The sequence below is a fragment of the Enterococcus sp. MMGLQ5-1 genome (assembly GCF_013155265.1).
Classification (GTDB): domain Bacteria; phylum Bacillota; class Bacilli; order Lactobacillales; family Streptococcaceae; genus MMGLQ5-1.
Map to the genome: position 1 here is coordinate 407,901 of NZ_JABJXU010000001.1, position 25,983 is coordinate 433,883.

The following is a 25,983-nucleotide window of genomic DNA, read 5'->3' on the forward strand; positions in this document are numbered from 1 at the left end:
AAGGATGTCTAAATTATGAAACGTTCAAATTACGCGGGTCGGGTTACTGAAGCGCTTTTAGGTGAAACAGTTGTTTTAAAAGGTTGGGTGGCCAAGCGTCGTAATCTTGGTGGTCTAATTTTTATTGATTTAAGAGATAGAGAAGGTATTGTTCAGCTAGTGATTAATCCAGAAAAGGCTGCTAAAGAGGTGGTCTCACTTGCTGAATCCTTACGTAGTGAATACGTCATTGAGGTAAAAGGTCAGGTCGTTGAAAGGGAAGTTGCTAATTCAAAAATGGTAACTGGTCAAATTGAAATAGAGGTTACAGCGCTTGTGCTTTTAAATAGCGCTAAAACACCACCCTTTGAAATTTCAGATGAACTGAATGCGAGTGACGATACACGTCTAAAATACCGCTATTTAGATTTACGTCGGTCATCAATGCTTAATAATTTTAAGCTACGCCACCAAGTGACTAAAAGTATCCGTCATTATTTAGATGATTTAGAGTTTATTGATGTTGAAACGCCCTATTTGGCAAAATCAACACCAGAGGGTGCTCGTGATTACTTAGTGCCAAGTCGGGTTTCTCAAGGTCATTTTTATGCCTTGCCCCAGTCACCTCAAATTACCAAGCAATTATTGATGAATGCTGGCTTTGATCGCTATTATCAAATTGTTAAATGCTTTCGTGATGAGGATTTACGTGGCGATCGTCAGCCAGAGTTTACGCAGGTTGACTTAGAAACCTCATTTTTAGATGAGCATGAAATTCAAGAAATTACCGAAGGTATGATTGCCAAAGTGATGAAGGAAGCGAAAGGGATTGAGGTAGCTTTACCGTTTCCTCGTATCAGCTATGATGAAGCGATGTCACGTTTTGGCTCAGATAAGCCGGATACCCGTTTTGCTATGGAGCTAATTGATTTATCTGAATTAGTAGCGAAGGTACCTTTTAAGGTTTTTGAGGGCGCTTTAGCGTCAGGCGGTCAGGTTAAGGCGATTAATGTTAAAGGTGCTGCCAATGCCTATTCACGTAAAAAATTGGATGAGCTAACGAAGTATGTCGAACAATTTGGTGCGAAGGGCTTAGCATGGCTCAAGGTGACTGCTGAAGGCTTTACAGGTCCAATTGCTAAATTTATAACAGAAATCGAAGGCGATTTAGCTACTGCTTTAGCGGCTGAGAGTGGTGATTTAATTCTTTTTGCAGCTGATCAAAAGGAGGTTGTGGCAGCAACATTGGGCGCTTTAAGAATGCGACTTGCTAAGGCGCTTGGTTTGATTGATGAGTCGAAATTTAACTTCCTCTGGGTCGTGGACTGGCCACTCTTTGAATATTCTGAAGAAGAAGGTCGCTATATGTCTGCGCACCATCCGTTCACTTTACCAACCGCTGAAACGCAAGATTTATTATTAAGCGCACCTGCTGATGTCCGTGCGGTCGCTTATGATATTGTGCTAAATGGTTATGAGCTGGGCGGTGGTAGCCTTAGGATTAATCACCGTGATTTACAGGAAAAAATGTTTGAAGCGCTTGGTTTTACGCCAGAGGCTGCTGATGAACAATTTGGTTTTTTATTGGAAGCAATGGATTATGGCTTTCCACCACATGGGGGAATTGCTCTAGGGCTAGATCGCTTTGTAATGCTGCTTGCAGGCAAGGACAATATTCGTGAAGTGATTGCCTTTCCAAAAAATGGGAAAGCAGCAGATCCAATGACTGAAGCTCCGAGCTTAGTTAGCAATCAACAGCTTTTTGAATTGTCACTTAAGATTAAGCCAAAAGAGGAAGGTAATGATTAATAAGGTAATAGACTTTTTTTCTAAGTCGTTCTCATTTCAAAAATTTTCACAAAAATTTACGGCAGCCTTAATCTATGCCTTTATGTCTAGCGTTGCCTTGAATCTATTTTTTCAGCCAGGGCACGTTTATTCAAGTGGGATTACAGGGTTAGCTCAAATTTTTACTACGCTTAGCGGACGCTGGTTTGGTTTTACCATTCCTGTATCTGCAACCTTGTATCTCTTAAATCTTCCATTATTTATAATTGCGTGGCGATATATTGGAAAAAGATTTACGGTTTATACTATTTTGACGGTCACCCTGAGCTCATTATTTATTCACTTTATGCCAGAAGTAACCTTGACAAGTGATCCAATCATGAATGCAATTTTTGGTGGGGTAGTTAATGGTGCAGGTATCGGCTATGCCCTGCGTAATAATATTTCAAGCGGTGGGACAGATATCATCTCAATTTCTGTTAGAAAGCAAACAGGTCATTCTGTTGGATCGATTTCACTAATTTTTAATGGCTGTATTATGATAATTGCCGGCTTGCTCTTTGGCTGGCAGTATATGTTTTATTCAATGCTAACTATTTTTATGAGCAGTCGGGTGACAGATGCTATTTTTACCAAGCAAAAGAAAATGCAGGTGATGATTGTTACCAAAAATCCTGAATTGGTGATAAGAGAGGTTCAATATGTCCTTCATCGAGGCGTGACAATTATCAACGAGGCAGAAGGTGGATATAGTCATGAGAAAAAGACGATTCTTTTTACAATTATTACCCGTTTTGAATATGCAGAATTTAAGCACATCATGGAAACGGTAGACCCCTCGGCATTTGTCTCAATCTCAGAAAATGTCAAAATTTTAGGTAATTTTTATAAAGAGCCAGGTGAGTTGAGCTAGTCAACTCGTTTCGCTGAAAGATGAATGTGAAAAATAATTTATGAGCTACGATAATTCATAAAGTTATTTCACATTTGTCTTTTTTTTATTGTAATTGTAATGTTTGTCATGAAATTGTCATCATTTTGTTTTGAATCTGTTCTTTTTAGCTTATAACAACAGATAAATATCGGCTATTTTGGGGCAATTTTTACTTCAATCCTTGAAATTTATGATTAATTTTTTTCGATTTAAAGTAATTGTTAAGTAATTTTAATATAATGCTTTGCTTTTTTTGATAAACTGTTGAAGGTGAACACGCAAATATAATGAATGATGTATTTATCGATAAAATTTGGGAGGGTTCTATTGAAATTTAAAAGTGGACTGATGATTGTATTAGCCTCTTTATTGGTTTCTCCAGCTTCAGCTTTTGCTGAATCAGTGGAAGATATAAATCAAAAAACGCAAGAAGTTCAAAGTGAAAATGCTGAATTATCAAATAATTTAAATGCTGTCTTTGATGAAGTAAACAATACTTATCAGCAGGTTGAATCCATTAAAGCTGAGCTTGAAACAGCAACAGCTCAACAGGAGAAAAATAAGCAGGCAATTGAGCAAACTCAAAATGATATTAAAAATCGGAAGGCATTAATGAATGAACAGCTAAGGGAGCTACAGGTCTCTCAGACTGCTGGAAATTCTTTTAGCTCATTGTTAAATTCTGCTAATCTTTCGGATTTTATTCGTCGTACAGTAGCATTGTCAACATTGAGGGAAGCCCAAAATGACAAAGTGGAGGAATTAAATCAATCTGAGGCAAAATTAAAAACATTAATTGCGCAGCAAGATGCACTTCAAGCGACCTTGCTAAAATCACAAGCCGAGTATGAAACGCAGGCGGTTAATTTAAATCAGCAGGTTGAAAATTTAACGGCAAAGGTATCAGAAAATGATGCTTTGATTAGCTCACTGGCTTCATCAAAGGCCGCTGAGGAGAAGCTAGCTGCCGACCAAGCCAAACAAGTAGCATTAGCTGCTCAGGCAAGTCAGTCATCTGAAAGCAGTAGCTCAGTGGCTGGAGGCACAGCTAGTCAGTCTAGTGAACCAGCAAGCAGTTCATCTGCTAATCATGCAGCTAATAATGAAGAGCAGACAAATACTGATAACGGTTCAGGTGGCTCAAATTCCTCTGGCGCGGCATTACAAATGTCATCAACAGCCTATTCTTATGCGCAACCAGGTATGGGCTATATTACAGCGACTGGTATCAATCTTAAAGACAATCCAAACGTGATTGCTGTTGATCCATCAGTTATTCCTCTAGGCTCTCTAGTTCAGGTCTCTGGCTATGGCTACGCTATTGCGGGTGATACAGGTGGTGCGATTAAAGGTAATATTATTGATGTTCATTTTCCAACAGAAGCACAATGTACTAGCTGGGGCAGAAAATCAGTGACTGTTACAATTTTAAGTTAAAAAAACTTTTAAAAGACTTTAAGTCTTTTAAAAGTTTTTTTTATAGCACTAGATATACGGTAAAATGGCTAATAGAATTGGGACAACTGCCAGATAGCTAAGGACGGTATAGCCTAAGGTAGAGGTAGCAAATTCTACGTCAGCATCATACATTCTTGCTAAGATTGGAACTGAATTTTGAATCGGCATTGAGGATTGGATAAAGAAGACCTTGGCCATCATGCTAGGTATCGGAATGATTCTTGTTAATAAAATAATAATGAGTGGTGAAATAATAAATCGTCCCACTAAAACAGCTACGATTGCTTTATTCAATTTAAGTGTTCTGACACCTAGATAGTAAACGGTAATCCCAATGATGAACATTGATAACGGTGTCGTTAGGTTGCCAAGATAATTAGCAAAGTTGGTAAATGAAATAGGAACCTTGATACCAGTTAGTAACCAAATAATACCAAATGAGAAGCCGAGTATTGCTGGATTCAAGATTTTTTTTAGACCGCTTTTAAAATCGTAATGAATTTTGGAATCATCACCACCAATAGCATTTGAGTCAGTCGCAATTTTATAGACACCCCAGGTCCAGAAAAAGGTTGTATTGGCAATGTAATAAATAAGTGCGTAGGGAATCGATTTTTCACCAAATATAGCAATATTAATTGGTAGACCAATAAAAATCGTGTTGGAGCAGGTAAACATAGTTGAGAAGGTTCCAAGCTGTCCTTGCTTTAGACCAATTAGCTGACCAACTAATTTTGAAATCCAGTAGGCAATAATCATTGAGAGAACTGGTACGATGATACTACCGATTAAATGGATAAATTCTGCTTTGGAAAATTTTTCAGTAATCGTGATAAACATCCCAAATGGCAATGAAATATTAAGTACCATTTTTGAAAAAACATCAGCGGTATGGTTGGTAAACCATTTTTTATAGCTTAGAAAATAGCCCACGAACATCAGGGCAAAAATTGCAAAAATATTTAAATATGCTAAGACCAATAGTCTGCCTCCTAGTTATTTTACTTAAAATGAATCGTATGCTATTTAGTTTAAACTTTTTTATTATATTTTTCTAGTGACTATAAGACGGTTGATAGCGCTGACCTATTATAAACTCAATTATCAAAATCCGAACTTTTGAATAAAAAAACTAAGGTTCTGTCGGATTAACGTGCATTATTTTTGGGATTTAGATAAAATTTTATAGGGATAGATTATAATTTTTTTATATTTTTAATTTATCAATAAAACATAAAGGAGATTATTAGGTGGAAAACTTTTTTAAATTGAAGAAAAATGGGACAACTGTTTCACGGGAATTATTTGCAGGATTAACAACCTTTTTTGCAATGAGCTATATTTTATTCGTTAATCCAACGATTCTTTCACAGACAGGTATGCCATTTCAAGGCGTCTTTTTAGCAACAATTATTGCTTCGGTTACTGGTACTTTAATCATGGGCTTATTTGCCAATGTGCCTTATGCCCAAGCACCAGGAATGGGTTTAAATGCTTTCTTTACTTATACAGTTGTTTTTTCTCTAGGCTATTCTTGGCAAGAGGCTCTAGCGATGGTATTTATTTGTGGGATTGTTAATATTATTATTACGGTAACTAAGCTTCGTAAAGCCATTATTCAGTCTATTCCACTAAGTGTTCAGCATGCAATCGGTGGTGGTATCGGTATTTTCGTTGCCTACGTTGGAATTAAATCGGCGGGCTTTTTGAAGTTTACCGCTGATCCGGGCACTTATTCAGTTTTAGGTGAGGGTGCAGATAAGGGTAAGGCAACCATTGAGGTAGGTGGTTCAATTGTACCTGCGCTTGCTAACTTTAATAATGCACCAATTATCTTGGCACTAATTGGGTTGATTTTAACAGCAATTTTGGTAATTAAAAATGTTAAGGGCGCCTTCTTTATCGGTATTATTATCACTACTATTATTGGTATTCCAATGGGTGTTGTTGATCTGTCTAGTGTTAATTTAGAGCAGAGCTCCTTAAGTGCCTCATTTAAGGATTTAGGCTCAATCTTTGGCGCTGCATTTTCTAGCGAAGGAATGGGTAGTCTTTTTTCAGATATTCATAAGTTGCCGCTTGCTTTAATGACGATTCTAGCCTTTAGCTTGTCAGATACCTTTGATACAATCGGTACATTTATTGGTACAGGTAAGAAAACAGGTATTTTTTCAGCAGAAGATGAAAAAGCGTTTAAAGAAGGTAAAACTGGCTTTAAATCAAAAATGGATAAGGCTTTGTTCGCAGATGCAATTGCGACTTCGATCGGTGCAGTCTTTGGTACGAGTAATACAACAACCTATGTTGAAAGCGCCGCAGGTATTGCTGCTGGTGGGCGTACAGGCTTAACTTCAGTTTTTGTTGCTATTTTCTTCTTATTAGCAACATTCTTTTCACCAATTATTGGTATCGTACCTTCACAAGCAACTGCACCTGCACTAATTATTGTTGGTATTATGATGCTCTCTTCATTTGCTGATATTAATTGGAGTAAATTAGAAGACGCCATTCCAGCCTTCTTTACTTCAATCTTTATGGGCTTATGTTATTCAATCTCATACGGTATCGCTGCAGGCTTTATCTTCTATACGATTACTAAAATCGTTACTGGTAAAATCAAAGAGGTCCATATTATTCTATGGGTAGTAGATATTTTATTTATTATTAACTTTATTATTTTAGCGGTATTATAGTATTGATTAAGCTAGGCTTATCACCTTATATATGATACTAAAAAGCACTTTTGTTTAATTCTTGAAGTAGCCTAAAGATTAGATTATTCATCTAATCTTTAACGGTTGCTTTAAATTAAAAGTGCTTTTTTGCTGTTGCTGATATATAATTTATTAAATTAGATGCAATGGAGGTATGCTATGAAATGGAATTCTAAGCTATATGATAGTAAACACGATTTTGTTTCGGAATATGGGAAAGGCTTATTAGAATTTATTCCTAATGATAAAAATCAGAAAATATTAGATTTAGGCTGTGGCACTGGTACATTAACGAATGAAATAGCTAGTTACTGTCAGTATGTTTTAGGTGTTGACGGTTCAAAAGAGATGATCGAGCAGGCAAAAATTACTTATCCAGAACTGGAATTTGAAGTTGGAAATGCTTTAAAAATGAGTTATGAAAGTCAGTGGGATATTGTTTTTTCAAATGCGGTTTTCCATTGGATTTTTGACCACAATCTGCTATTAGCGAATATTAAATCATCACTTAGAGGCTCCGGGCAGTTGATTTGTGAGTTTGGTGGGCACGGTAATATTGGAACTATTGAAACTGGCTTTAAAAATGTACTTAATTCTATGGGCTATGACTATATTTCAAAATTTAATTTTTCAACGACAGAAAAATTTGAAGCACTTTTAGAAAAAAATGGATTCACCATTGATGAATTGTTTATTTATGAACGCCCGACGATTCTAAAGGACGGTGAAAAAGGGTTATCGAATTGGGCAAAACAATTTTTTGCGTCTGATTTAGCTAATTTTAATAAAGCTGAACAGGAAAAAATATTACTTGAATTAGAAAAACAGGTCAAAAATATGCTCTGGGATGGTAGTAATTGGGTTGCCGACTATAAAAGATTAAGAGCAATTGCTCATATTTAAGTCTCGCTTAAGCTTTTGGCTTTATGATTAGTCTATCCCAAATAATAATCTTTTTCATAAATGCTTGCCACTATCAGATATGATGGTGGTTTTTAGTTTTTCTTAAAATATAAAGTTAATTTATTAATTGATAAATTGATTATAAGTTTATTTACGGTGATTGAAGGCCTTTCAATAATAATTATTTTTCTTTTTCCAATTTTTTTCGCTATAATATAAACGGAAAGCATTTAATAAGTAAGAGAAGCTGGAGTTGAAATGTCAGAAATAGTAGTATATACAGATGGTGGTTCTAGAAATACAGGTAATGTTAAAGGTGGGCAGGTTAAAGCTACAGACAAGGCTGCGTGGGCTTATTTGATCGAGTTGGACAACCAAAAAATCAGCGATTCAAAAGGCTTTTTGGGTGCAACCAATAATCAAATGGAGCTGACAGCTGTACTAGAAGCCTTAAGGCAACTTTATCGCTTAGGCTTAAATCAAGAAAGGATTATCTTGATTAGTGATTCTCAATACGTTTTAAAGGGTATTCAAGAATGGCTGGCAGGCTGGAAGGCGAAGGGCTGGCGGACTTCTAATAAAAAGCCAGTTAAAAATCTTGAATTGTGGCAGGCGATGGATCGTGCCTTACAGTATTTCCCGAATATTGATTATCGTTGGACAAAGGGGCATGCCGGTGATAGTGGCAATGAATTTGTCGATGAACTATTAAACCAAACAATGGATCAATTAAAATGAGATGACGGAGCTCAAGAAATGGAGTGAGGGCTTGTGAGTTATTTTGTAGTGAGTGATATTCACGGTAAAATTTTACTATTGGAGCAGCTCATAAAATTTAAACCTGATGATGCACAAATGATATTTTTAGGTGATTATGTGGATCGTGGCGAGGATAGTAAGGCGGTTTTGCAGTTTGTTAAATATTGGGTTGAAAATAAATCTGCTATTGCACTGAAAGGGAATCATGAGCAGTTATTAATTCAATTTCTTTATTTTCCAAATAAGCATTATCCAGCTTATTATTTAAATGGTGGTAAAGAAACAATTGAAAGTTTTCTGTATTATGGTGTAACCGATGAATTAAGTCCTTCAGAAATTGCCACCCGGATTTTAGAACAGTATGGTGAGTTAATTTCCTTTATCAATCAATTACCACTATATTACGAGACAAGGCATCATATTTTTGTGCATGCTGGTGTTGATTTGTCATTAGATGACTGGCATCAAACTGTTCCACATGATTTTATGTGGATTCGTGAAGGCTTCCATGAAGTCTATAATGGTACTGGTAAACAAATTATTTTTGGTCATACGCCAACACCTTATTTACACGGCGATGAAAATAACTTTGAATTGTGGCTTAAAGATAACAAGGTTGGGATTGATGGTGGAGCGGTCTATGGCGGTGTTTTACATGGCATTTTAATTGATGGCTCAAAGATTATTGATACAAAGCTTAAAGGCTAGAATGAGGATTAGACGGGGCAGAGATGCGCCGTCTTTTTTTATGACAATCGCTCTCAGGCATTGCGTGGCAGAAAAGTCTGCGTAGCTGGAAACAAGCTGCGCTAATCAACCAGTAAATATATTGGCACAAAATAGAAGAAATACCAAATATTTACCCAAAAATATTACTGACACTTCAGCTTATTCACCACCTCCTATAATGATAAAATAATTAAAGATAAATTATAAAATAATTTGACGAGCATTAGGTGGGTTTGGTATAATAGTAGTAACCCTTGTCGTAATAAATAACTAATTGTATTTAACTTTACATGAGATTGGAGAGAAGATGACGCTGATTAGTGAATTGAAAGAATTACCGGTTTTAAGTATTAAAGAAGCTGAGATTATTTCAAAAATTTCTAATGTTTATATAGATAAGACGACTAAAACAATTGCCTATTTAGTATTTGATAGAATTAATCAAAAAAGCATTCCGAATGCAATTAATTATGAGCTTATTTCTGAAATTGGTGATCATTTTATTATGATTCTAAACAAGAGTGACATTGAACAATTTATTCATAAAAAATCACTTAATCTAGAAGAAATGGTTGAGCCATTTGATTCAACGGTCATTCTTGATAAGGGGCATGAAATAGGGCGTGTAATAGATTTGGAATTTTCGGTAGAATCAGGGGAAATGACTAAATTGATTTTAGATACCAATAAGACCTTTACAAGTAAGCAGATTCTTGCAATTTCTGATCAGCATATTATTGTTACAAATCATCCCAAAGAGTATACCTTAGATACTGCTGAGGATGGTTAGTCAGCTATTAAAGCATTTTTCAACTTTGGCATTAAAAAATAGTAAATTAAGGCGTAATATCAAATTGGCTTGCTTTGACTAAAAGCGTAAAATAGATGTTTGGCAGCACCTTATGTGCTGCCTTTTGCCATTGCCACTTACCCTCTGACTTTTTTTGTGACTTTCGAAAAAGGAGGCAGTTATTTTAAAAGCTAAAATAGCTTGACCGACTCCGCTCTTGCGCTTTGCAAATCTAGCTTCAATGCCTAGAAAGTTTCACATAAGTACACTCTGCGCTCGGGCAAAGTCTGCCTGAGTAAATTAACGCAGAGTTAGCTTATGTTTCAACTTTCTGAGCAAGGCATTTCAGCATTTTAGATAAGCTCGCATACGCCTTTTTCCTAAATTTCTACAACAACAAGGTGTTAAATCAAATCTCTCAGAAAAGTGCAAGACGTACTTGTATCGCTACTTTTCTAGTTGATTTAACCCATTCATGCTAAACGGTCCTTTCAGCTTTTTAGCCAATCTAGCTTCAATGACCAGCGTTTAGGAAATTAGAGAAAAAGTACGCACAAACTGAAGTTTGTTTACGCCTTTTTCCTAAATTTCTACAACGCTAAACGGTCCTTTCAGCTTTTTAGCCAATCTAGCTTCAACGACCAGCGTTTAGGAAATTAGAGAAAAAGTACGCACAAACTGAAGTTTGTTTACGCCTTTTTCCTAAATTTCTACAACGCTAAACGGTCCTTTCAGCTTTTTAGCCAATCTAGCTTCAACGACCAGCGTTTAGGAAATTAGAGAAAAAGTACGCACAAACTGAAGTTTGTTTACGCCTTTTTCCTAAATTTCTACAACGCTAAACGGTCCTTTCAGCTTTTTAGATAATCTAGCTTCAACGGCTTGAAAGTATCGGCATAAGCTGAAAAAATAATTCGTGGCAACAATTGAACTAAACTTTTAAAGCTCTCCTTGGTCGCTTATAAAAGTAAGTTCAATTGCATACCTTGCCGACTAACTGCCTCAAATTTCATTCTGAAATTCTCGGAGAGTAAGTCGTCATGGCAAAGAACGCCTTTACTATTTTCCAGTCTTGTGCTCAACTTTCAAAGCAAGCCGTTTCAGCTTTTAAAAAAATATTCGGAAATTTGTCTATTTTCCTATGGCATTGGAGTTGTCGCTTTAGTGACTTACTGAAAAGCTAGTGGTAACATGCCTTAGCGGATTTTCCGCTTAGTCGTTGGCGCATTTTCCCCCGTAAATTACGGATAATACGAAAGGAGTTAGGACTTTTGTCCCAACTCCTATTGTTTACTTTCTGATTTGGCCATTACCGCGAATAACATATTTAGTAGTAGTTAATGCCTTTAAGCCCATTGGTCCGCGCGCATGTAATTTTTGCGTTGAGATACCAATTTCTGCACCAAAGCCAAACATAAAGCCATCGGTGAAGCGAGTAGAAGCATTGACGTAAACCGCCGCAGAATCAATTTCATTTAAGAATTTTTCAGAATTAGAATAGCTTTCAGTGATAATGGCATCCGAATGATGTGTACTGTTTTGATTAATGTGCGTAATCGCTTCATCTAAATAATCGACAGTTTTAATTGAAAGCTTGTAGTCTAAAAACTCGGCTGCAAAATCCTCATCAGTTGCTAAGGTTGCTGCTGTTAAGAACTGTGCAGCCCGTTCATCCGCAAGAAATTCGACCTGCCATGGTGCAAGCGCCTTTTCAGCTAAGGGTAAGAATTTTTCGGCAATTGCTGAATGAACAACAATACTTTCAACAGCATTGCAAACAGAAGGGCGTTGCGTTTTAGCGTTGACGAGTATTTCGACGGCTTCATCTAACTTAGCGCTTTCATCAATAAATAGGTGGCAATTTCCTGTGCCTGTCTCAATAATTGGTACGGTCGAGTTTTCTTTAACAGCATTGATAAGACCTGCACCACCACGAGGGATTAAGACATCTAAATATTGATTTAGTCGCATCATATCAGAAGCAGACTGTCTTGTTGTATCTGTAACTAGCTGAATCGCTTCTTTTGGTATTTTACGCTCCTCCAGGGCCTCTTGCATCACCTGAACTAGCGCAAAATTGGAATTAAAGGCTTCTTTACCACCACGTAAAATAATCGCATTTCCCGTTTTAAGCGCTAATGAAGCAGCATCGACAGTGACATTTGGACGGCTTTCATAAATCATGCCAATTATGCCAAGCGGTACCCGCTTTTGGTCAATTGAAAGGCTGTCCTCGGTAATAAAGCCAGTAATTACCTCACCAATTGGATCTTCTAGCTGTGCAACGCCGATCAATGAGTCAGCTAAAAATTGAAGTCGCGCTTCATTTAGCTCCAATCGATCAATCATTACCTCGTCAATCCCGTTGGCCTTGGCATTTTCAATATCCTTTTGGTTTTCAGCGATGATGAACTCGTTTTTTTCGATAATTTTATTAGCAATTGCTTGCAATGCCATATTTTTTTCAGGTGTAGTGAGGCGTGCGATTTGGTTGATCACTTGCTTTGCATTTTGACCTAATTGTGTTAATTCATTCATGTTCTGACCTCCGTTTGATAGGTAATTTATTTTGGACTGAAGAAGGTACCAATTTTTTTACCTTCTAGAATTTCAAAGATGATGTCTGGATTTTGACCGCTTGTTAAAACCATGCTTTGACCATCAGCAAATAGATGCTCGGCAGCCTTTAGCTTGCTGGTCATGCCTCCAGTGCCGAATTTTGAGCCAGCCCCGCCAGCTACTTTCATAATTTCTGGTGTAATCTCATGTAATTCAGAAATAATCTCAGCATCCTCATAGATATTTGGATTTTTATTATATAGCCCGTCAATATCAGACAGCATAATCAATAAGTCTGCCTCAACGAGCTGAGCAACAATTGCTGACAATTTGTCATTATCACCAAAGCGTGTTGCGTGGTCTAGCTCATCGACAGCAACAGAATCATTTTCATTAATGATTGGAATAATATTCATTTCAATTAAAGCGTTAATGGCATTGATTACATTTCGCCGGCTTTCAGGGAAGCTAGTGACATCCTGTGTTAGCAAGAGCTGTGCTGTGATTTGAGCGTAACGCTTGAACTGATGAACATAGAGATTCATCAATTGAACCTGACCAACACTGGCAATTGCTTGTTGCTTTGGAATTTCTTTCGGTCGTTCATTTAAGCCAAGCTCATTTAGTCCTACCCCGATAGCACCGCTTGAAACAAGAATCATTTCATAGCCACGATTATTGAGATCGCTTAAAACAAAGGCCAGACGATCAATGCATTTTAAGTTGAGCTTACCATTTGGCAAAAGTAGAGTTGAGGTGCCTACCTTTACAACAATTCGTTTTGCTTTCGTTACGTTTTTTCTCATCAAACATTTTCCTTACTAACATAATTGCCAAAATTGGCTTACAGATTTAAAAATATTCTAACATAATTTATGAAATAATAATATTATTGAAGGTTTCATGTTAAGATAAATAGTAGCTAAAGTGAAAAAAATGGTTATAAAAATAAATAAATAAAGGATTTTAGTGATGATTAAGATATTAACAATATTATTTTGGCTAATTTTCCCGATAATTGTCTTGGTTGCAAGTCAATTTCTGATTAAATTTTCGGGAATTAAAAAATACTTGTCAATAAATGCTGCTGATTTAGGCACCTTTTTTTTAATCTATGGCATTTTTGAGATGACAAGCAGACTTTTTACCAACTCAATTTTACCTAATTTTTGCTTATCGCTCCTTTTTATTGCCTTGACGGTGATTGGTTTTCAGATTTATCGCTATCAGGAATTTTATTATGGTAAATTTTTTAAGATGTTTTGGCGGTTAACCTTTTTATTTTCGATTTTTATTTACTTTGTTTGTTGGTTAGTACTTGTTGTCAGTATTTAATAGTTATTTTAAGCGTAATATAATAAAAAATTTTGACTAAATCTGCTTCTATCTCTATAATGGTAAAAGGACTGTAGCAGACAGATTGAATCGTTTTGTAAACGTGCCACTTTGAACTGATAAATGAAAATAGATGAAGGAGTGCCTTACTTGAAAATTAACGTATTTGAAGGACAAAACAGAGCAGAACTATCAATGATTGAGGTTGCCCATGCTTTATTAGAACAAAAAAATGAAGAGATGTATTTTAACGATCTCGTCAATGCTATTCAAGAATATTTAGGGAAAGCTGATACCGAGATAAAAGAAACATTATCACGTTTTTATACGGATTTGAATATTGATGGTAGTTTTATTTCTCTTGGAGATAATAAATGGGGCCTCCGTTCTTGGTACGCGATTGATGAAATCGATGAAGCAGTGACTCATTTAGAAGAGGATGATGAGGAAGAAACTGTTAAGCGTAAAAAGCGCAATGGTAAGGTAAACGCCTTTATTAATTCGCCAGATGACGATGTGATTGATTATAATGATGATGATCCAGAAGATGATGACGAATTTAATGATGAGGATGAGGATATCTCCGATAAGGCAATTGATGATGACGATGATGAAGAGATTGTCGCATATGATAGTGATTTAAAAGAAATCGTTGTAGATGCTGACGAAGAAGATGTTGAAATTGACGAAGAAGACGATGACGACGATGATTTAGACGATTTGGATGATGACGAAGAAGATGAAAATTAAGGGTTGACTATTCTTATTTTTTTCAGTAGTATAGTTTTCGGGCACCATGAACGGTTAAATCAAAGCTCCCTATCTTAGATAGGGGGCTTTCTTAATTTATAGCTATTCCCCTTGGTAATGTTGGTAATAATGGGTAGTAAGTTGGCTGATACAATTGGCTAAATTGAGTAAAACTGCTAAATAGATTAATTCTTTCTTTGTCTAGCTATGATTTAAATGGATGAATACAGAACGAGTCTATTTTCAATTTTCTGGCAATTCAGCTTAGATTTATCCCTAATTTTTTTAAAGGAGATTTGGATGACGAAGTATATTTTTGTAACAGGTGGCGTTGTTTCATCAATCGGTAAAGGGATTGTTGCGGCATCTCTTGGACGTTTATTAAAAAATAGAGGGTTAAAAGTAACAATTCAAAAATTCGATCCATACATTAATGTTGATCCCGGGACAATGAGTCCATATCAACATGGTGAAGTCTTCGTGACAGATGATGGTGCAGAAACAGATTTAGACTTAGGACATTATGAACGGTTTATTGATATTAATTTAAATAAATATTCAAACGTAACGACTGGTAAAATATATTCAGAAGTGATTCGTAAGGAACGTAAGGGTGAATATTTAGGTGCAACAGTCCAAGTGATTCCCCATATTACTAATGCTCTAAAGGAAAAAATTACCCGTGCAGCGACAACAACGGATAGTGACGTGATTATTACCGAAGTTGGAGGAACCGTTGGCGATATTGAATCATTACCATTTTTAGAGGCGCTTCGTCAAATGAAGGCAGATGTGGGTAGTGATAATGTGATGTATATCCATACAACCTTATTACCATACTTAAAAGCTGCTGGTGAAATGAAAACTAAACCAACCCAGCATTCCGTTAAGGAGCTCCGTGGCTTAGGGATACAACCAAATATGCTAGTGATTAGAACTGAACAGCCGGTTGAACAAGGCATTAAAAATAAATTGGCTCAATTTTGTGATGTGGCACCAGAAGCAGTTATTGAGTCATTAGATGTTGAGCATTTATACCAAATCCCTTTAAATTTGCAGGCTCAAAATATGGATCAAATTGTTTGTGATCATTTAAAAATTGATGGCCCTGCTGCTGATATGTCTGAATGGACAGCGATGGTTGATAAGGTCATGAATTTGAAAAAGACGGTTAAAATTGCCTTAGTTGGTAAGTATGTAGAATTACCAGATGCCTATTTATCAGTGGTTGAAGCCTTGAAGCACGCGGGCTATTCCAATGATGCTGAAATTGATTTGAAATGGGTTAACGCCAACGAGGTCAACGATCATAATGTTGCTGATTTAATGACCGATATTGATGGCATTATTGTGCCAGGCGGCTTTGGTCCACGTGGTACAGAAGGTAAGATTGCAGCCATTCGCTATGCCAGAGAAAATGATGTACCAATGCTTGGTATTTGCTTAGGTATGCAGTTAACCTGTGTTGAATTTGCCCGTAATGTCGCTGGTTTGAAAGGTGCCAATTCAGCAGAATTAAATCCTGAAACACCTTTTAACGTGATTGACTTGATGGCTGACCAACAAGATGTTGAAGATATGGGTGGTACCTTGCGTTTAGGACTATATCCTGCTAAGCTTAAAAAAGGTACGATTACAGCAGAGGCTTATGATAATGCTGAGGTTGTACAAAAACGTCATCGCCATCGTTATGAGTTTAATAATAAATTTAGAAAAGAATTTGAAGACTTAGGCTTAGTCTTTTCAGGTGTTTCACCAGACAATCGTTTGGTTGAAATAGTTGAGCTTTCTAATCATAAATTCTTTGTCGCTTGTCAGTATCACCCAGAATTAACTAGCCGACCAAATCGTTCTGAGGGTCTGTATACAGCGTTTATCAAAGCATCGGTTGAAAATAGTAAATAGTTTAAGAAAGCGGTCCAGATTTTTTATTCAAGGTTAAATCGGACTGATTTTACTAAAACGAGCAATATGATTGTTAGGCAGCCGTCTTCGGACGACTGCCCTTTTGCCATTGTCACTTACTCTCCGAAAATTGCTTGCAATTTGAGGCAGTTAGTGACAAAGGTATGCATTTGAACTTGTTTTTAGAAGCGACCAAAGGAAGCTTTAAAAACTTAGTTCAAAGGCTCAAAGAACACTTACTCTCCGAAAATTGCTTGCAATTTGAGGCAGTTAGTGACAAAGGTATGCATTTGAACTTGTTTTTAGAAGCGACCAAAGGAAGCTTTAAAAACTTAGTTCAAAGGCTCAAAGAACACTTACTCTCCGAAAATTGCTTGCAATTTGAGGCAGTTATCTAAGAAGCTGAAACGATTGTTTAGCATTGTAGAAATTTAGGAAAAAGGCGTAAGCGAGCGTCTGCTCGTGCGCACTTTTTATCTAATTTCCTAAATGCTGTTCGTTGAAGCTAGATTAGTGACAAAGGCTCAAAGAACACTTATCTTCCTCAAATAGCGCTTGCTTTGAATGTTGCTGTTTGCATGCGAAAACGGAATTGTTTCCGAGAAACAATCCCAAATTCACGCATCTTGTGCTGTTTATATGCGAAAACGGAATTGTTTCCGAGAAACAATCCCAAATTCACGCATCTTGCGCTGTTTACATGCGAAAACGGAATTGTTTCCGAGCAACAATCCCAAATTCACGCATCTTGCGCTGTTTATATGTGAAAACGGAATTGTTTCCGAGAAACAATCCCAAATTCACGCATCTTGCACTGTTTATATGCGAAAACGGAATTGTTTCCGAGAAACAATTCCAAATTCACGCATCTTGCGCTGTTTATATGTGAAAACGGAATTGTTTCCGAGCAACAATCCCAAATTCACGCATCTTGCGCTGTTTATATGTGAAAACGGAATTGTTTCCGAGAAACAATTCCAAATTCACGCATCTTGCGCTGTTTATATGTGAAAACGGAATTGTTTCCGAGAAACAATCCCAAATTCACGCATCTTGCGCTGTTTATATGTGAAAACGGAATTGTTTCCGAGCAACAATCCCAAATTCACGCATCTTGCACTGTTTATATGCGAAAACGGAATTGTTTCCGAGAAACAATCCCAAATTCACGCATCTTGCACTGTTTGCATGCGAAAACGGAATTGTTTCCGAGAAACAATCCCAAATTCACGCATCTTGCACTGTTTATGTGTGAAAACGGAATTGTTTCCGAGAAACAACCCAAAATTCACGCATCTTGCGCTGTTTTGGACAGATTTCCCGATGTTTCCCGGAAAGATTGGATTATGTGTAAATAAAAGTGGAATTTGCGGTAAATTTCTTACTGGTCGCAAATCATCATTTGCTCTATAATATAAGGATAAGTAGTAATTGGAAGGCGGTAGAGTTGAAGCATGCTATTTGATACACATACGCATTTAAACGTTGAACAATTTGCAGGGATTGAGGCAGAAAAAATTGAGAATGCCAAGGCACTAGAGGTGACTGAAATGGCAATCGTTGGCTTTGATCAGGCAACGATTGAAAAAAGCTTAGCATTATCAGAGCGCTTTACGAATTTGTATAGTATTATTGGCTGGCATCCGACGGAAGCTGGTAGCTACAGTGAAGCGGTAGAAACATATTTAATCCGTCACCTCAAGGATCAAAAGGTTGTGGCACTTGGTGAAATTGGCTTAGATTATCACTGGATGACGGCAAGTGAGCAAATTCAAGAGCAGGTGTTTCGCCGACAAATTCAGTTAGCGAAGCAGTTTGATTTGCCAATTGTCATTCATACGCGCGATGCTATAGAGGATACCTATCGAATTTTAAAGAGCGAAGGCTTACCTAAGGCAGGCGGGATTATGCACAGCTTTTCTGGTGATATTGAAGCTGCGCAAAAATTTCTTGATTTGGATATGTATCTTTCATTTAGCGGTGTTGTAACGTTTAAAAATGCACCTGAGCTGAGAGAGGTTGCCAAAATGGTTCCGCTGAATCGAATTTTAGTGGAAACGGATGCGCCCTATTTGGCGCCAATGCCTTATCGTGGTAAGCAAAATGAGCCTGCTTATACATATTATACGGCGAAGCGAATTGCTGAAGAACGCGCGATGAATTTTGAGCTATTTGCGAAGCAAACAACAGAAAATGCGCATCGCATTTTTAAAATTGAAAATGATTCATAATAAATATCTAAATTTTGACTGGAAAAGGAGCATATGGACAAAATAAAAATTGACGAGGTGGTTGTTGTGGAGGGTCATGATGATACTGTCCGTTTAAAGCAATTTTTTGATTTAAATACAATCCAAACGGGCGGCTCTGGTGTTAGTCTAGCGACGATTGAACAGATTAGGCGTGCTAATGCGCTTCACGGTGTGATTGTCTTTACTGATCCAGATGCTTCTGGAGAACAAATCCGCCGTGAAATCACAAGACAGGTACCTGATGTGCGCCATGCATTTTTAACGAGAGCAGAAGCGACACCTCGCTCTAAATCAAAGGGAAAATCTCTTGGCATTGAGCACGCCGATTTCAAAGCTCTAAAATCTGCTTTGGCAAAGGTTTATACAATTAGTAAGACAAATCCGACAAATTTTGAAGTTGATCAGCAGCTTTTAAATCGTTTAGGCTTAACGCTTGGAGCAGATGCCAAGCAGCGCCGAATCTTCTTGGGGGATCGAATGAGAATAGGCTATGTTAATGCAAAGCAGCTTAAAAAGCGTCTTGCCTTATTCCAAATTACTTCTGCCGAGCTTGAAAGTATCATGAAAGATTATGAGGAAAAAAATAAATAATGAGAATTGCAAATCCAACACGTACGCAGGCAATTTTAAAAAAACACGGCTTTACCTTTAAAAAAAGCTTTGGGCAAAATTTTCTACAAGATAGCAATGTCTTAGCTAAAATAGTAGCCACCGCTAAGCTTGATAAAACAGTCAATGTCATTGAAATTGGGCCGGGTATTGGCGCCTTAACTGAATTTTTAGCTGAAGCGGCAGCCGAAGTCAAGGCCTTTGAGATTGATCGCCGTTTAATACCAATTCTTGCAGATACCTTAAGTGATTTTGATAATATTGAGATTATTAATCAGGATATTTTAAAGGCAGATTTAAAAGCGGTGATTCAAACATTTAGCAATCCAAAGCTACCCTTAAAGGTTGTTGCTAATTTACCCTATTACATCACGACGCCGATTATTATGTCCTTGCTTGAGACAGATATCCCGATTGCCGAATTTGTGGTAATGATGCAAAAGGAGGTTGCTGACCGAATCTCTGCTAAGCCGTCAACTAAAAATTATGGCTCATTATCGATTGCAGCGCAATATTATACGGAGGCAAAGGTGGCTTTTATCGTACCTAGAACCGTTTTTGTACCTCAGCCTAATGTTGATTCTGCAATTTTACAATTAATTCGATTGAATCAGCCTCGTGCACAGGTCCAAGACGAAAAATTTTTCTTTGAATGTACACGAGCTGCCTTTGTACATCGCCGTAAAACACTTTGGAATAATTATGTTTCACATTTTGGTAAAACTGTTGAAGCTAAAGCTTGGCTAGAAGCAGGTTTTCAAAAAGCAGCACTTGCTCAAAATAGACGTGGCGAAAGCTTAAGCATTGAAGAATTTGCTAATCTAGCCAATCAGCTGTTTGAAACAAAATCAACTTTTAATGAACTAAATAATTGATTTATAATTTATTGATAACTAAAAAACGTTATTCTTAATTGGATAACGTTTTTTACTATTTATAAATAGTGCTTAGCTCAAATATAAAAAAAATTCATTATAGGGTTGACGAAACCTTAAAAGTATTATAGCTTTTGAAATCAAAGGTGCTAGGCAATCAATGCTAGTAATTCAGCCTTCATGATGAATAGGAGATGTTTAAATTGAAACAGACAGTCAATTTACAAAAATTAACAATTACTGCAATTTTAATTGCACTAGGTATTTTAATTCCGATGATTATGCCTAAAATTACCATTCCACCTGCTTCATTTACTTTAGCCTCACACGTACCTGTTATGATTGCGATGTTTATTTCGCCTGTAGTCGCTATTTTAGTTGCACTAGGCACTAGTTTGGGATTTTTTCTTACTGGTTTACCTGTTGTTATTGCCTTACGTGCTTTATCACATGTCATTTTTGCTTTTATTGGTGCTATTTATATTCAAAAACACGGCAATCAGCTTGAACCAGGTAAAAAAATTTTTCCAAATTGGCGTTTTCAATTTTTTAATTTCTGGATTGGCTTGATCCATGCTGGTGTTGAGAGTATCGTCGTTTTAGTGTTTTACCTAGGACAGCCTAATCCAGTCGATGTGAATTTTTATTATTATGTTTTTGTTCTAATCGGTGGCGGTGGCTTAATTCATAGTTTAGTTGACTTTAACATTGCCTATTTCGTGGTTATTAAGCTGAAACAAATTATGCCAAATTCGGTATTTGTCAAGCTAAAAAAAGAAGCATAGCTTAATATAATAAAAAAGTGATTAAGATATAGAGAATTACCGTTAGAGTAATAGCTTTAATTCTGATCACTTTTTTATTGTAAAAATACCTGAATAAAATCAATTTCTAATTTCAAAGCTATTAACCTCTAAAATTTTTGGATTGGTGGTAATTTTTAATTCATCTACCTTTCCCCATGGCGCTGGTGATTGCTTTAAGACCTCCAAAAAGGTTGCCATTGGTTCATTTTCACCAATTGCTTCAACGCCAACAGAGCCATCCTCACAATTCCAGACGCCACCACGGATGCCGAGCTTATCAGCAGCCATCTTTGTTGAATAGCGAAAACCAACACCCTGAACTCTACCAGTTACTTTTATGGTCAATTTTTTCATTTATTTTCCTTTCGTCAATGCTAATAATATCAATAATTAAACAAATAGCCATATGGTTGACTGACCTTAACACTCCAAAGATATTATAGCTGAAATTCAGCATAAATGCCTTAATTTAGTGTATAATAATGAATAGCTGAATTTTATATAATATAGCATTTGGGGGGCTAAGATGAATCAAAGTCTAATTTATGAATTAAAGGATCATTTTAATATTATTTTTTCAGATATTACTACTCTAGAAACAGCATTTACACATTCTAGCTATGTCAATGAGCATCGTTTCTTAAACATTTCAGATAATGAACGTTTGGAATTTTTAGGTGACGCTGTCTTACAACTGATTATTTCTCGCTACCTTTTTGAAAAATATCCGGCTGAACCAGAGGGTGTTTTATCCAGAAAAAGAAGCTCGATTGTCCGTGAAGAAAGTCTTGCGGGCTTTACAAGGGATTGTCATTTTGATCAGTATGTGAAATTAGGCAAGGGAGAAGAGGCGACAGGTGGTCGAACTAGAAATTCGCTTTTGTGTGATTTATTTGAATCGTTTTTAGGCGCGCTCCTAATTGATCAGGGCTATGAAAAGGTTGAACAATTTATTAATCAGGTGATGATACCAAAAGTAGAAAACGATGCTTATGAACGAGTGATTGATTACAAAACACAGCTTCAAGAAGTTTTGCAGCAAAATGGTGAAATCATCATTCAATATCAGGAAGAACGGCAGATTGGTCCGGCGCATGAACGCATTTTTGAAATGAGTGTTTCGGCAGATGGTCAGATAATCGGTATTGGCTCTGGCAAATCCAAGAAAACAGCAGAACAAAGTGCTGCTAAAAATGCACTAGACAAGTTGATGCAATAAACAGGTAATTGTTAATTATTAATTGCTAATTATTAATTGTTAATTGTTAATTGTTAAAGGAGTATTATGTATTTAAAAAAAATTGAAATTAATGGTTTTAAATCCTTTGCAAATCAAACTCAAATTGATTTAGAAATGGGAGTCACTGGCATAGTAGGTCCGAATGGCTCTGGCAAAAGTAATATTACAGAAAGTCTACGCTGGGTTTTGGGGGAACAGTCTGCTAAGAGTTTAAGAGGGGCTAAAATGCCTGATATTATTTTTGCTGGTAGCGGTACGCGTAAACCACTGGGGATGGCAGAGGTTACCTTAACCTTGGAAAATTCAGATCGATATTTAGCAATTGACCATGATGAAATTGTAATTACTAGACGCCTATTTAAAACAGGTGATTCAGAATTTTTAATTAATCAAAAAAAGGTACGCTTGAAGGATATTCAAGGTCTTTTTATGGATACAGGCTTGGGAAGAGATTCTTTTTCAATCATTTCGCAGGGCAAGGTTGAAGCTATTTTTAATTCAAAGCCAGAGGAAAGACGTGGTATCTTTGAAGAAGCGGCTGGTGTTTTGAAATATAAGGTTCGGAAAAAGGAAGCTGCTCAAAAAATATTAGAAACGAACGAAAACATTGATCGTTTGGCTGATATTATTTATGAATTAAATCAGCAATTGGCACCTCTGAAAGTGCAAAGTGAGAAGGCACAACGTTATTTGACATTATTTGAACAGTTTAAGACAAAGGATATTCAATTAAATATTCAACTAATTCACCAATATAAATCAAGCCTTGAGCATAAAAGGGAACTGGTCAATGAATTGAACGCTGAATTACTGGCGCTTAGCACACAATTTGAGCAAAATGATCAGCATTTTTTAGAATTAAAGCAGAGCCGTCGTCAATTAGAGACTGTGATAGAGGAAAATCAAAATCAGCTTTTAATCACTTCTCAGCTAATTTCAGAGCTTGAAAATCAAATTCAGCTGACTGAGGCAAGTAAAAATTTTAATTTACAGAATTTATCGGAAAAAGAAGACCAAAGGGCTGAAAAAATGGCTGAAAAAGCGCAGCTTGAGCTCGAATTAGGGGCTAGCCTTGAGTCAGAAAAGATTTTTAAAGCACAGCTTGAGCGAATAAAAAGTGATTTGACACAAATAGAAGCTGAGATGACTCAGTTTGCGCAAACACCAGAGGCGATTTTGAAGACACTTCGTGCTGATTATTTAAAGACTGTTCAAGAGGAGGCTGAGCTAGGCAACCAAAGATCATTATTAGAGCAAAAACTGACCACGGCAGAAAAAGAACAAGGTGTACAGGCTGAAAAAATGCAGGCTTTAAGCCAGAATCAAAATTCCATTGAGCTTGAGTCTAAAGCCTTGGTTCATGAAATTGCAGCACAAAATCAGCTTTTGCAAGCTTCAATTAAAAGCTATCAGTCAGCTGAGAAAAGTCTTTCCGATGAAAAGGTACATTTTTCAGAGATACAAACAGCATATTTTAAAAAATTAGATGAAAAGCGCATAACGCAATCAAAGCTAGAAAGCTTAAAGTCAATTCAAGACAATCATTCTAATTATTATCGAGGCGTAAAGGAATTATTGAATCGTAAATCAACGATTGACGGTTTGATTGGAACAGTTGCAGACCTAATTGATTTTGATTCTAAAATTGAGCTTGCAGTCGAGGTAGCGATTGGTGGCGTTGCTCAACAGCTAGTTGTTAATGATGAAAAAGTTGCTGCAAAGTGTATTCAATTTCTGAAGGATAACAAGCTTGGTCGTGCGACCTTTCTACCTCTAACTACGATTAAACCGAGAAGCCTAAATCCTGCAACGCAGGCTCAGCTAGAAAAAGTCGAGGGCTTTATCGGAATTTTGTCTGAAATGATTCATTATGATGCCAAATTAAGCCCTGTTTTTGCTAATTTAGTAGGTACAACGGTGCTTGCTAAGGATTTTAAGACAGCGAATCAATTGGCAAAAATTGCTCGCTTTCAAGTAAGAATTGTGACCTTAACAGGTGAATTGATTGCGCCAGGTGGTTCAATGTCTGGTGGTTCACGAAATAAACAGACTAATTTCTTTACAAAGAATGAAATTGCAGGACTGTCACAAAAAGTAAAAGAAAATGAATCACAAATTGCAGCGTTTGAGCTTGACTTAAAGGCTATTCAGACTAAAATCGAACAAATGACTGCCAAGCTTGAAGCTAAGCGTAATCAAGGGGAAAAGGCCCGGCTTAAGCAAAGTGAGCTGCAGTTTCAAGCAGCTCAGCTTCAAACACAGCTTGAGCATTTGGCTAACGAGCGCTTAATATTAAATGGTGCAATTGAGGCCATTGATTTAACCAATATTGAAGCTAAAATTCAAGGCATTTCAGAGTCGATTAATCTAATTTCAACTAAAAAAGAAGCTATTGATAAAGAGGTAACTGCGATTTCTGCTTCACAAGAGGCAGTTGCTCAAAAACGGCAAGCAATTGAGCAGCGCTTTCATCAAGCTAAATCTGATTTGCAGGTGACGGAAATTAAGTTAAATCAGGCGACGCAATTAATTGAGACGAACAGGAAAAAAATTGCAGACGTTGAGCAAGCGATTGACCAATTTGATAGTCTTAAGCGTTCTCTTGAGCATTCGGAGCTTGAGAAGACAAGCTCAATTCAGGACTTATCGGGTGAGCTTTCTGTTGCAACAGAAAAGCGTGAGGAGCTGGAAACAAAGCAAATTCAATTGAAATTTCAGCGTGAGGATTTTGAAGCACAGCAGGATGAATTGTCACAAGTGATTAATCAAGTCCGACAAGCAATTCAAAAACAGGAAACGGCAAAGACTAAACTAGAGCTAGAAATAAAGCAGATTCAGTCCAAGCTTAATGAACAATTAGTTTATTTAGCAGAGGAATATCAGCTTAATAATCAGCAATTAGAGCGCATGACAATCGATGATCAGACCGATTTCGCTGAATTGAAGCAGTCGGTTAGTCAATTACGTCAACAAATCAAAGGCTTAGGACCAGTTAATTTAGAAGCAATCGAGCAGTTTGAGACAATCAATCAGCGCTATGAATTTTTAACACAACAAAGAGAAGATTTAGAACGGGCGAAGGCCTTGCTTGAAACAACGATTAACGAAATGGATGGGGAGGTCAAGGCCCGCTTTTTATCAACCTTTGAGGCAATTAGACTAGCGTTTAAGCAAACCTTTCCTCAAATGTTTAATGGTGGTGTTGCTGAGTTAATCCTAACCAATCCTGAGGATTTGCTAAATACTGGAATTGAAATTGAGGTGGAACCACCGGGAAAAAAAATTCAGAGCTTAAATTTGATGAGTGGGGGCGAAAAAGCTTTAACTGCTCTTGCCCTTCTTTTTGCGATTATTAAAGTGCGCACGATACCTTTTGTCGTCTTAGATGAGGTGGAGGCGGCTTTAGATGAAGCTAATGTGGCTCGCTTTGGGAATTATTTGCAAACCTTTGAGAACAAAAATCAATTTATTGTGGTGACACATCGAAAAGGGACGATGGAGGCCTGTGATGTGCTTTATGGTGTCACGATGCATGAGTCAGGCGTTTCCAAATTAGTTTCGGTGAAGCTAAAAAAGGCTGAGGCCTTAGTCAAATAAG

At 36.9% G+C, this 25,983-nt stretch carries 21 protein-coding genes and 1 pseudogene; 18 read left to right on the forward strand and 4 right to left on the reverse strand.

From position 1 onward, the window contains the following. Window positions 1-15 precede the first annotated feature (15 nt). The 3 genes and pseudogenes from aspS to HOY35_RS01835 all read left to right on the forward strand — a co-directional run bounded on the left by aspS (window position 16) and on the right by HOY35_RS01835 (window position 4,138). Window positions 16-1,788 (forward strand): aspartate--tRNA ligase, encoded by a 1,773-nt coding sequence (aspS, locus tag HOY35_RS01825; protein ID WP_172210305.1) that lies wholly within the window; start codon window positions 16-18, stop codon window positions 1,786-1,788. Between the two features lie 37 nt (window positions 1,789-1,825). Beyond that, a pseudogene (locus HOY35_RS01830) lies at window positions 1,826-2,680 on the forward strand (YitT family protein); the annotation flags it as partial. Window positions 2,681-3,028: 348 nt separating this feature from the next. After that, complete coding sequence (locus HOY35_RS01835) at window positions 3,029-4,138, forward strand: 3D domain-containing protein (protein WP_249641447.1); 1,110 nt, start codon at window positions 3,029-3,031, stop codon at window positions 4,136-4,138. A 48-nt stretch (window positions 4,139-4,186) separates the two neighbouring features. Here HOY35_RS01835 and HOY35_RS01840 read toward each other — a convergent pair whose 3' ends face one another. Next, on the reverse strand, window positions 4,187-5,140 hold the full coding sequence (locus HOY35_RS01840; protein ID WP_172210308.1) for an AEC family transporter: 954 nt from the start codon (window positions 5,138-5,140) through the stop codon (window positions 4,187-4,189). Window positions 5,141-5,409: 269 nt separating this feature from the next. Between HOY35_RS01840 and HOY35_RS01845 the strand changes: the two genes are divergently transcribed. The 5 genes from HOY35_RS01845 (at window position 5,410) to HOY35_RS01865 (ending at window position 10,054) form a co-directional block, all read left to right on the forward strand. Continuing rightward, window positions 5,410-6,852 (forward strand): NCS2 family permease, encoded by a 1,443-nt coding sequence (locus HOY35_RS01845; protein ID WP_172210309.1) that lies wholly within the window; start codon window positions 5,410-5,412, stop codon window positions 6,850-6,852. Between the two features lie 180 nt (window positions 6,853-7,032). Next, window positions 7,033-7,776 carry a trans-aconitate 2-methyltransferase gene (locus tag HOY35_RS01850; RefSeq protein WP_172210310.1) on the forward strand — a complete coding sequence of 248 codons (744 nt, stop codon included), beginning with the start codon at window positions 7,033-7,035 and terminating at the stop codon, window positions 7,774-7,776. A 258-nt stretch (window positions 7,777-8,034) separates the two neighbouring features. After that, the gene (locus tag HOY35_RS01855; protein WP_172210311.1) at window positions 8,035-8,514 is read left to right on the forward strand and encodes a ribonuclease H; all 480 of its coding nucleotides are present in this window, start codon (window positions 8,035-8,037) and stop codon (window positions 8,512-8,514) included. 33 nt (window positions 8,515-8,547) lie between these two features. Then, window positions 8,548-9,243: a metallophosphoesterase family protein gene (locus tag HOY35_RS01860; RefSeq protein ID WP_172210312.1), complete on the forward strand. Its 696-nt coding sequence runs from the start codon at window positions 8,548-8,550 to the stop codon at window positions 9,241-9,243. Between the two features lie 328 nt (window positions 9,244-9,571). After that, window positions 9,572-10,054, forward strand: coding sequence for a PRC-barrel domain-containing protein (locus HOY35_RS01865; RefSeq protein ID WP_172210313.1), 483 nt, complete (start codon window positions 9,572-9,574; stop codon window positions 10,052-10,054). A 1,290-nt stretch (window positions 10,055-11,344) separates the two neighbouring features. Here HOY35_RS01865 and HOY35_RS01870 read toward each other — a convergent pair. Together HOY35_RS01870 and proB are read right to left on the reverse strand one after the other, a co-directional pair. After that, window positions 11,345-12,592 (reverse strand): glutamate-5-semialdehyde dehydrogenase, encoded by a 1,248-nt coding sequence (locus HOY35_RS01870; protein ID WP_172210314.1) that lies wholly within the window; start codon window positions 12,590-12,592, stop codon window positions 11,345-11,347. Window positions 12,593-12,618: 26 nt separating this feature from the next. Next, a complete protein-coding gene (gene proB, locus HOY35_RS01875) occupies window positions 12,619-13,422 on the reverse strand; it encodes a glutamate 5-kinase (RefSeq protein ID WP_301538799.1) in 804 nt (267 codons plus the stop codon). 163 nt (window positions 13,423-13,585) lie between these two features. On the opposite strand from proB, the gene HOY35_RS01880 reads away from it, so the two are divergent. From HOY35_RS01880 to HOY35_RS01915, 8 genes are all read left to right on the forward strand, one after another. Then, a complete protein-coding gene (locus HOY35_RS01880; RefSeq protein ID WP_172210316.1) occupies window positions 13,586-13,948 on the forward strand; it encodes a DUF3397 domain-containing protein in 363 nt (120 codons plus the stop codon). Window positions 13,949-14,098: 150 nt separating this feature from the next. Next, window positions 14,099-14,698 (forward strand): DNA-directed RNA polymerase subunit delta, encoded by a 600-nt coding sequence (gene rpoE / locus HOY35_RS01885; RefSeq protein ID WP_172210317.1) that lies wholly within the window; start codon window positions 14,099-14,101, stop codon window positions 14,696-14,698. Between the two features lie 300 nt (window positions 14,699-14,998). Continuing rightward, window positions 14,999-16,603: a CTP synthase gene (locus HOY35_RS01890; RefSeq protein ID WP_172210318.1), complete on the forward strand. Its 1,605-nt coding sequence runs from the start codon at window positions 14,999-15,001 to the stop codon at window positions 16,601-16,603. A gap of 176 nt (window positions 16,604-16,779) precedes the next feature. Next, a complete protein-coding gene (locus tag HOY35_RS01895; RefSeq protein ID WP_172210319.1) occupies window positions 16,780-17,001 on the forward strand; it encodes a hypothetical protein in 222 nt (73 codons plus the stop codon). 1,056 nt (window positions 17,002-18,057) lie between these two features. After that, on the forward strand, window positions 18,058-18,834 hold the full coding sequence (locus tag HOY35_RS01900) for a TatD family hydrolase (RefSeq protein WP_172210320.1): 777 nt from the start codon (window positions 18,058-18,060) through the stop codon (window positions 18,832-18,834). Window positions 18,835-18,867: 33 nt separating this feature from the next. Further along, a complete protein-coding gene (rnmV, locus tag HOY35_RS01905; protein ID WP_172210321.1) occupies window positions 18,868-19,446 on the forward strand; it encodes a ribonuclease M5 in 579 nt (192 codons plus the stop codon). Further along, on the forward strand, window positions 19,446-20,339 hold the full coding sequence (gene rsmA, locus HOY35_RS01910; protein WP_172210322.1) for a 16S rRNA (adenine(1518)-N(6)/adenine(1519)-N(6))-dimethyltransferase RsmA: 894 nt from the start codon (window positions 19,446-19,448) through the stop codon (window positions 20,337-20,339). Before rnmV ends, rsmA begins: the two co-directional genes overlap by 1 nt. 203 nt (window positions 20,340-20,542) lie before the next feature. After that, a complete protein-coding gene (locus HOY35_RS01915) occupies window positions 20,543-21,124 on the forward strand; it encodes a hypothetical protein (RefSeq protein WP_172210323.1) in 582 nt (193 codons plus the stop codon). A gap of 99 nt (window positions 21,125-21,223) precedes the next feature. On the opposite strand, the gene HOY35_RS01920 is transcribed toward HOY35_RS01915, so the two are convergent. Next, on the reverse strand, window positions 21,224-21,499 hold the full coding sequence (locus HOY35_RS01920) for an acylphosphatase (protein ID WP_172210324.1): 276 nt from the start codon (window positions 21,497-21,499) through the stop codon (window positions 21,224-21,226). A gap of 172 nt (window positions 21,500-21,671) precedes the next feature. Between HOY35_RS01920 and rnc the strand changes: the two genes are divergently transcribed. Together rnc and smc are read left to right on the forward strand one after the other, a co-directional pair. Further along, window positions 21,672-22,364 (forward strand): ribonuclease III, encoded by a 693-nt coding sequence (rnc, locus tag HOY35_RS01925; RefSeq protein WP_172210325.1) that lies wholly within the window; start codon window positions 21,672-21,674, stop codon window positions 22,362-22,364. Between the two features lie 66 nt (window positions 22,365-22,430). Then, window positions 22,431-25,982, forward strand: a complete 3,552-nt coding sequence (gene smc / locus HOY35_RS01930; RefSeq protein WP_172210326.1) for a chromosome segregation protein SMC — start codon at window positions 22,431-22,433, stop codon at window positions 25,980-25,982. Window position 25,983 lies beyond the last annotated feature (1 nt).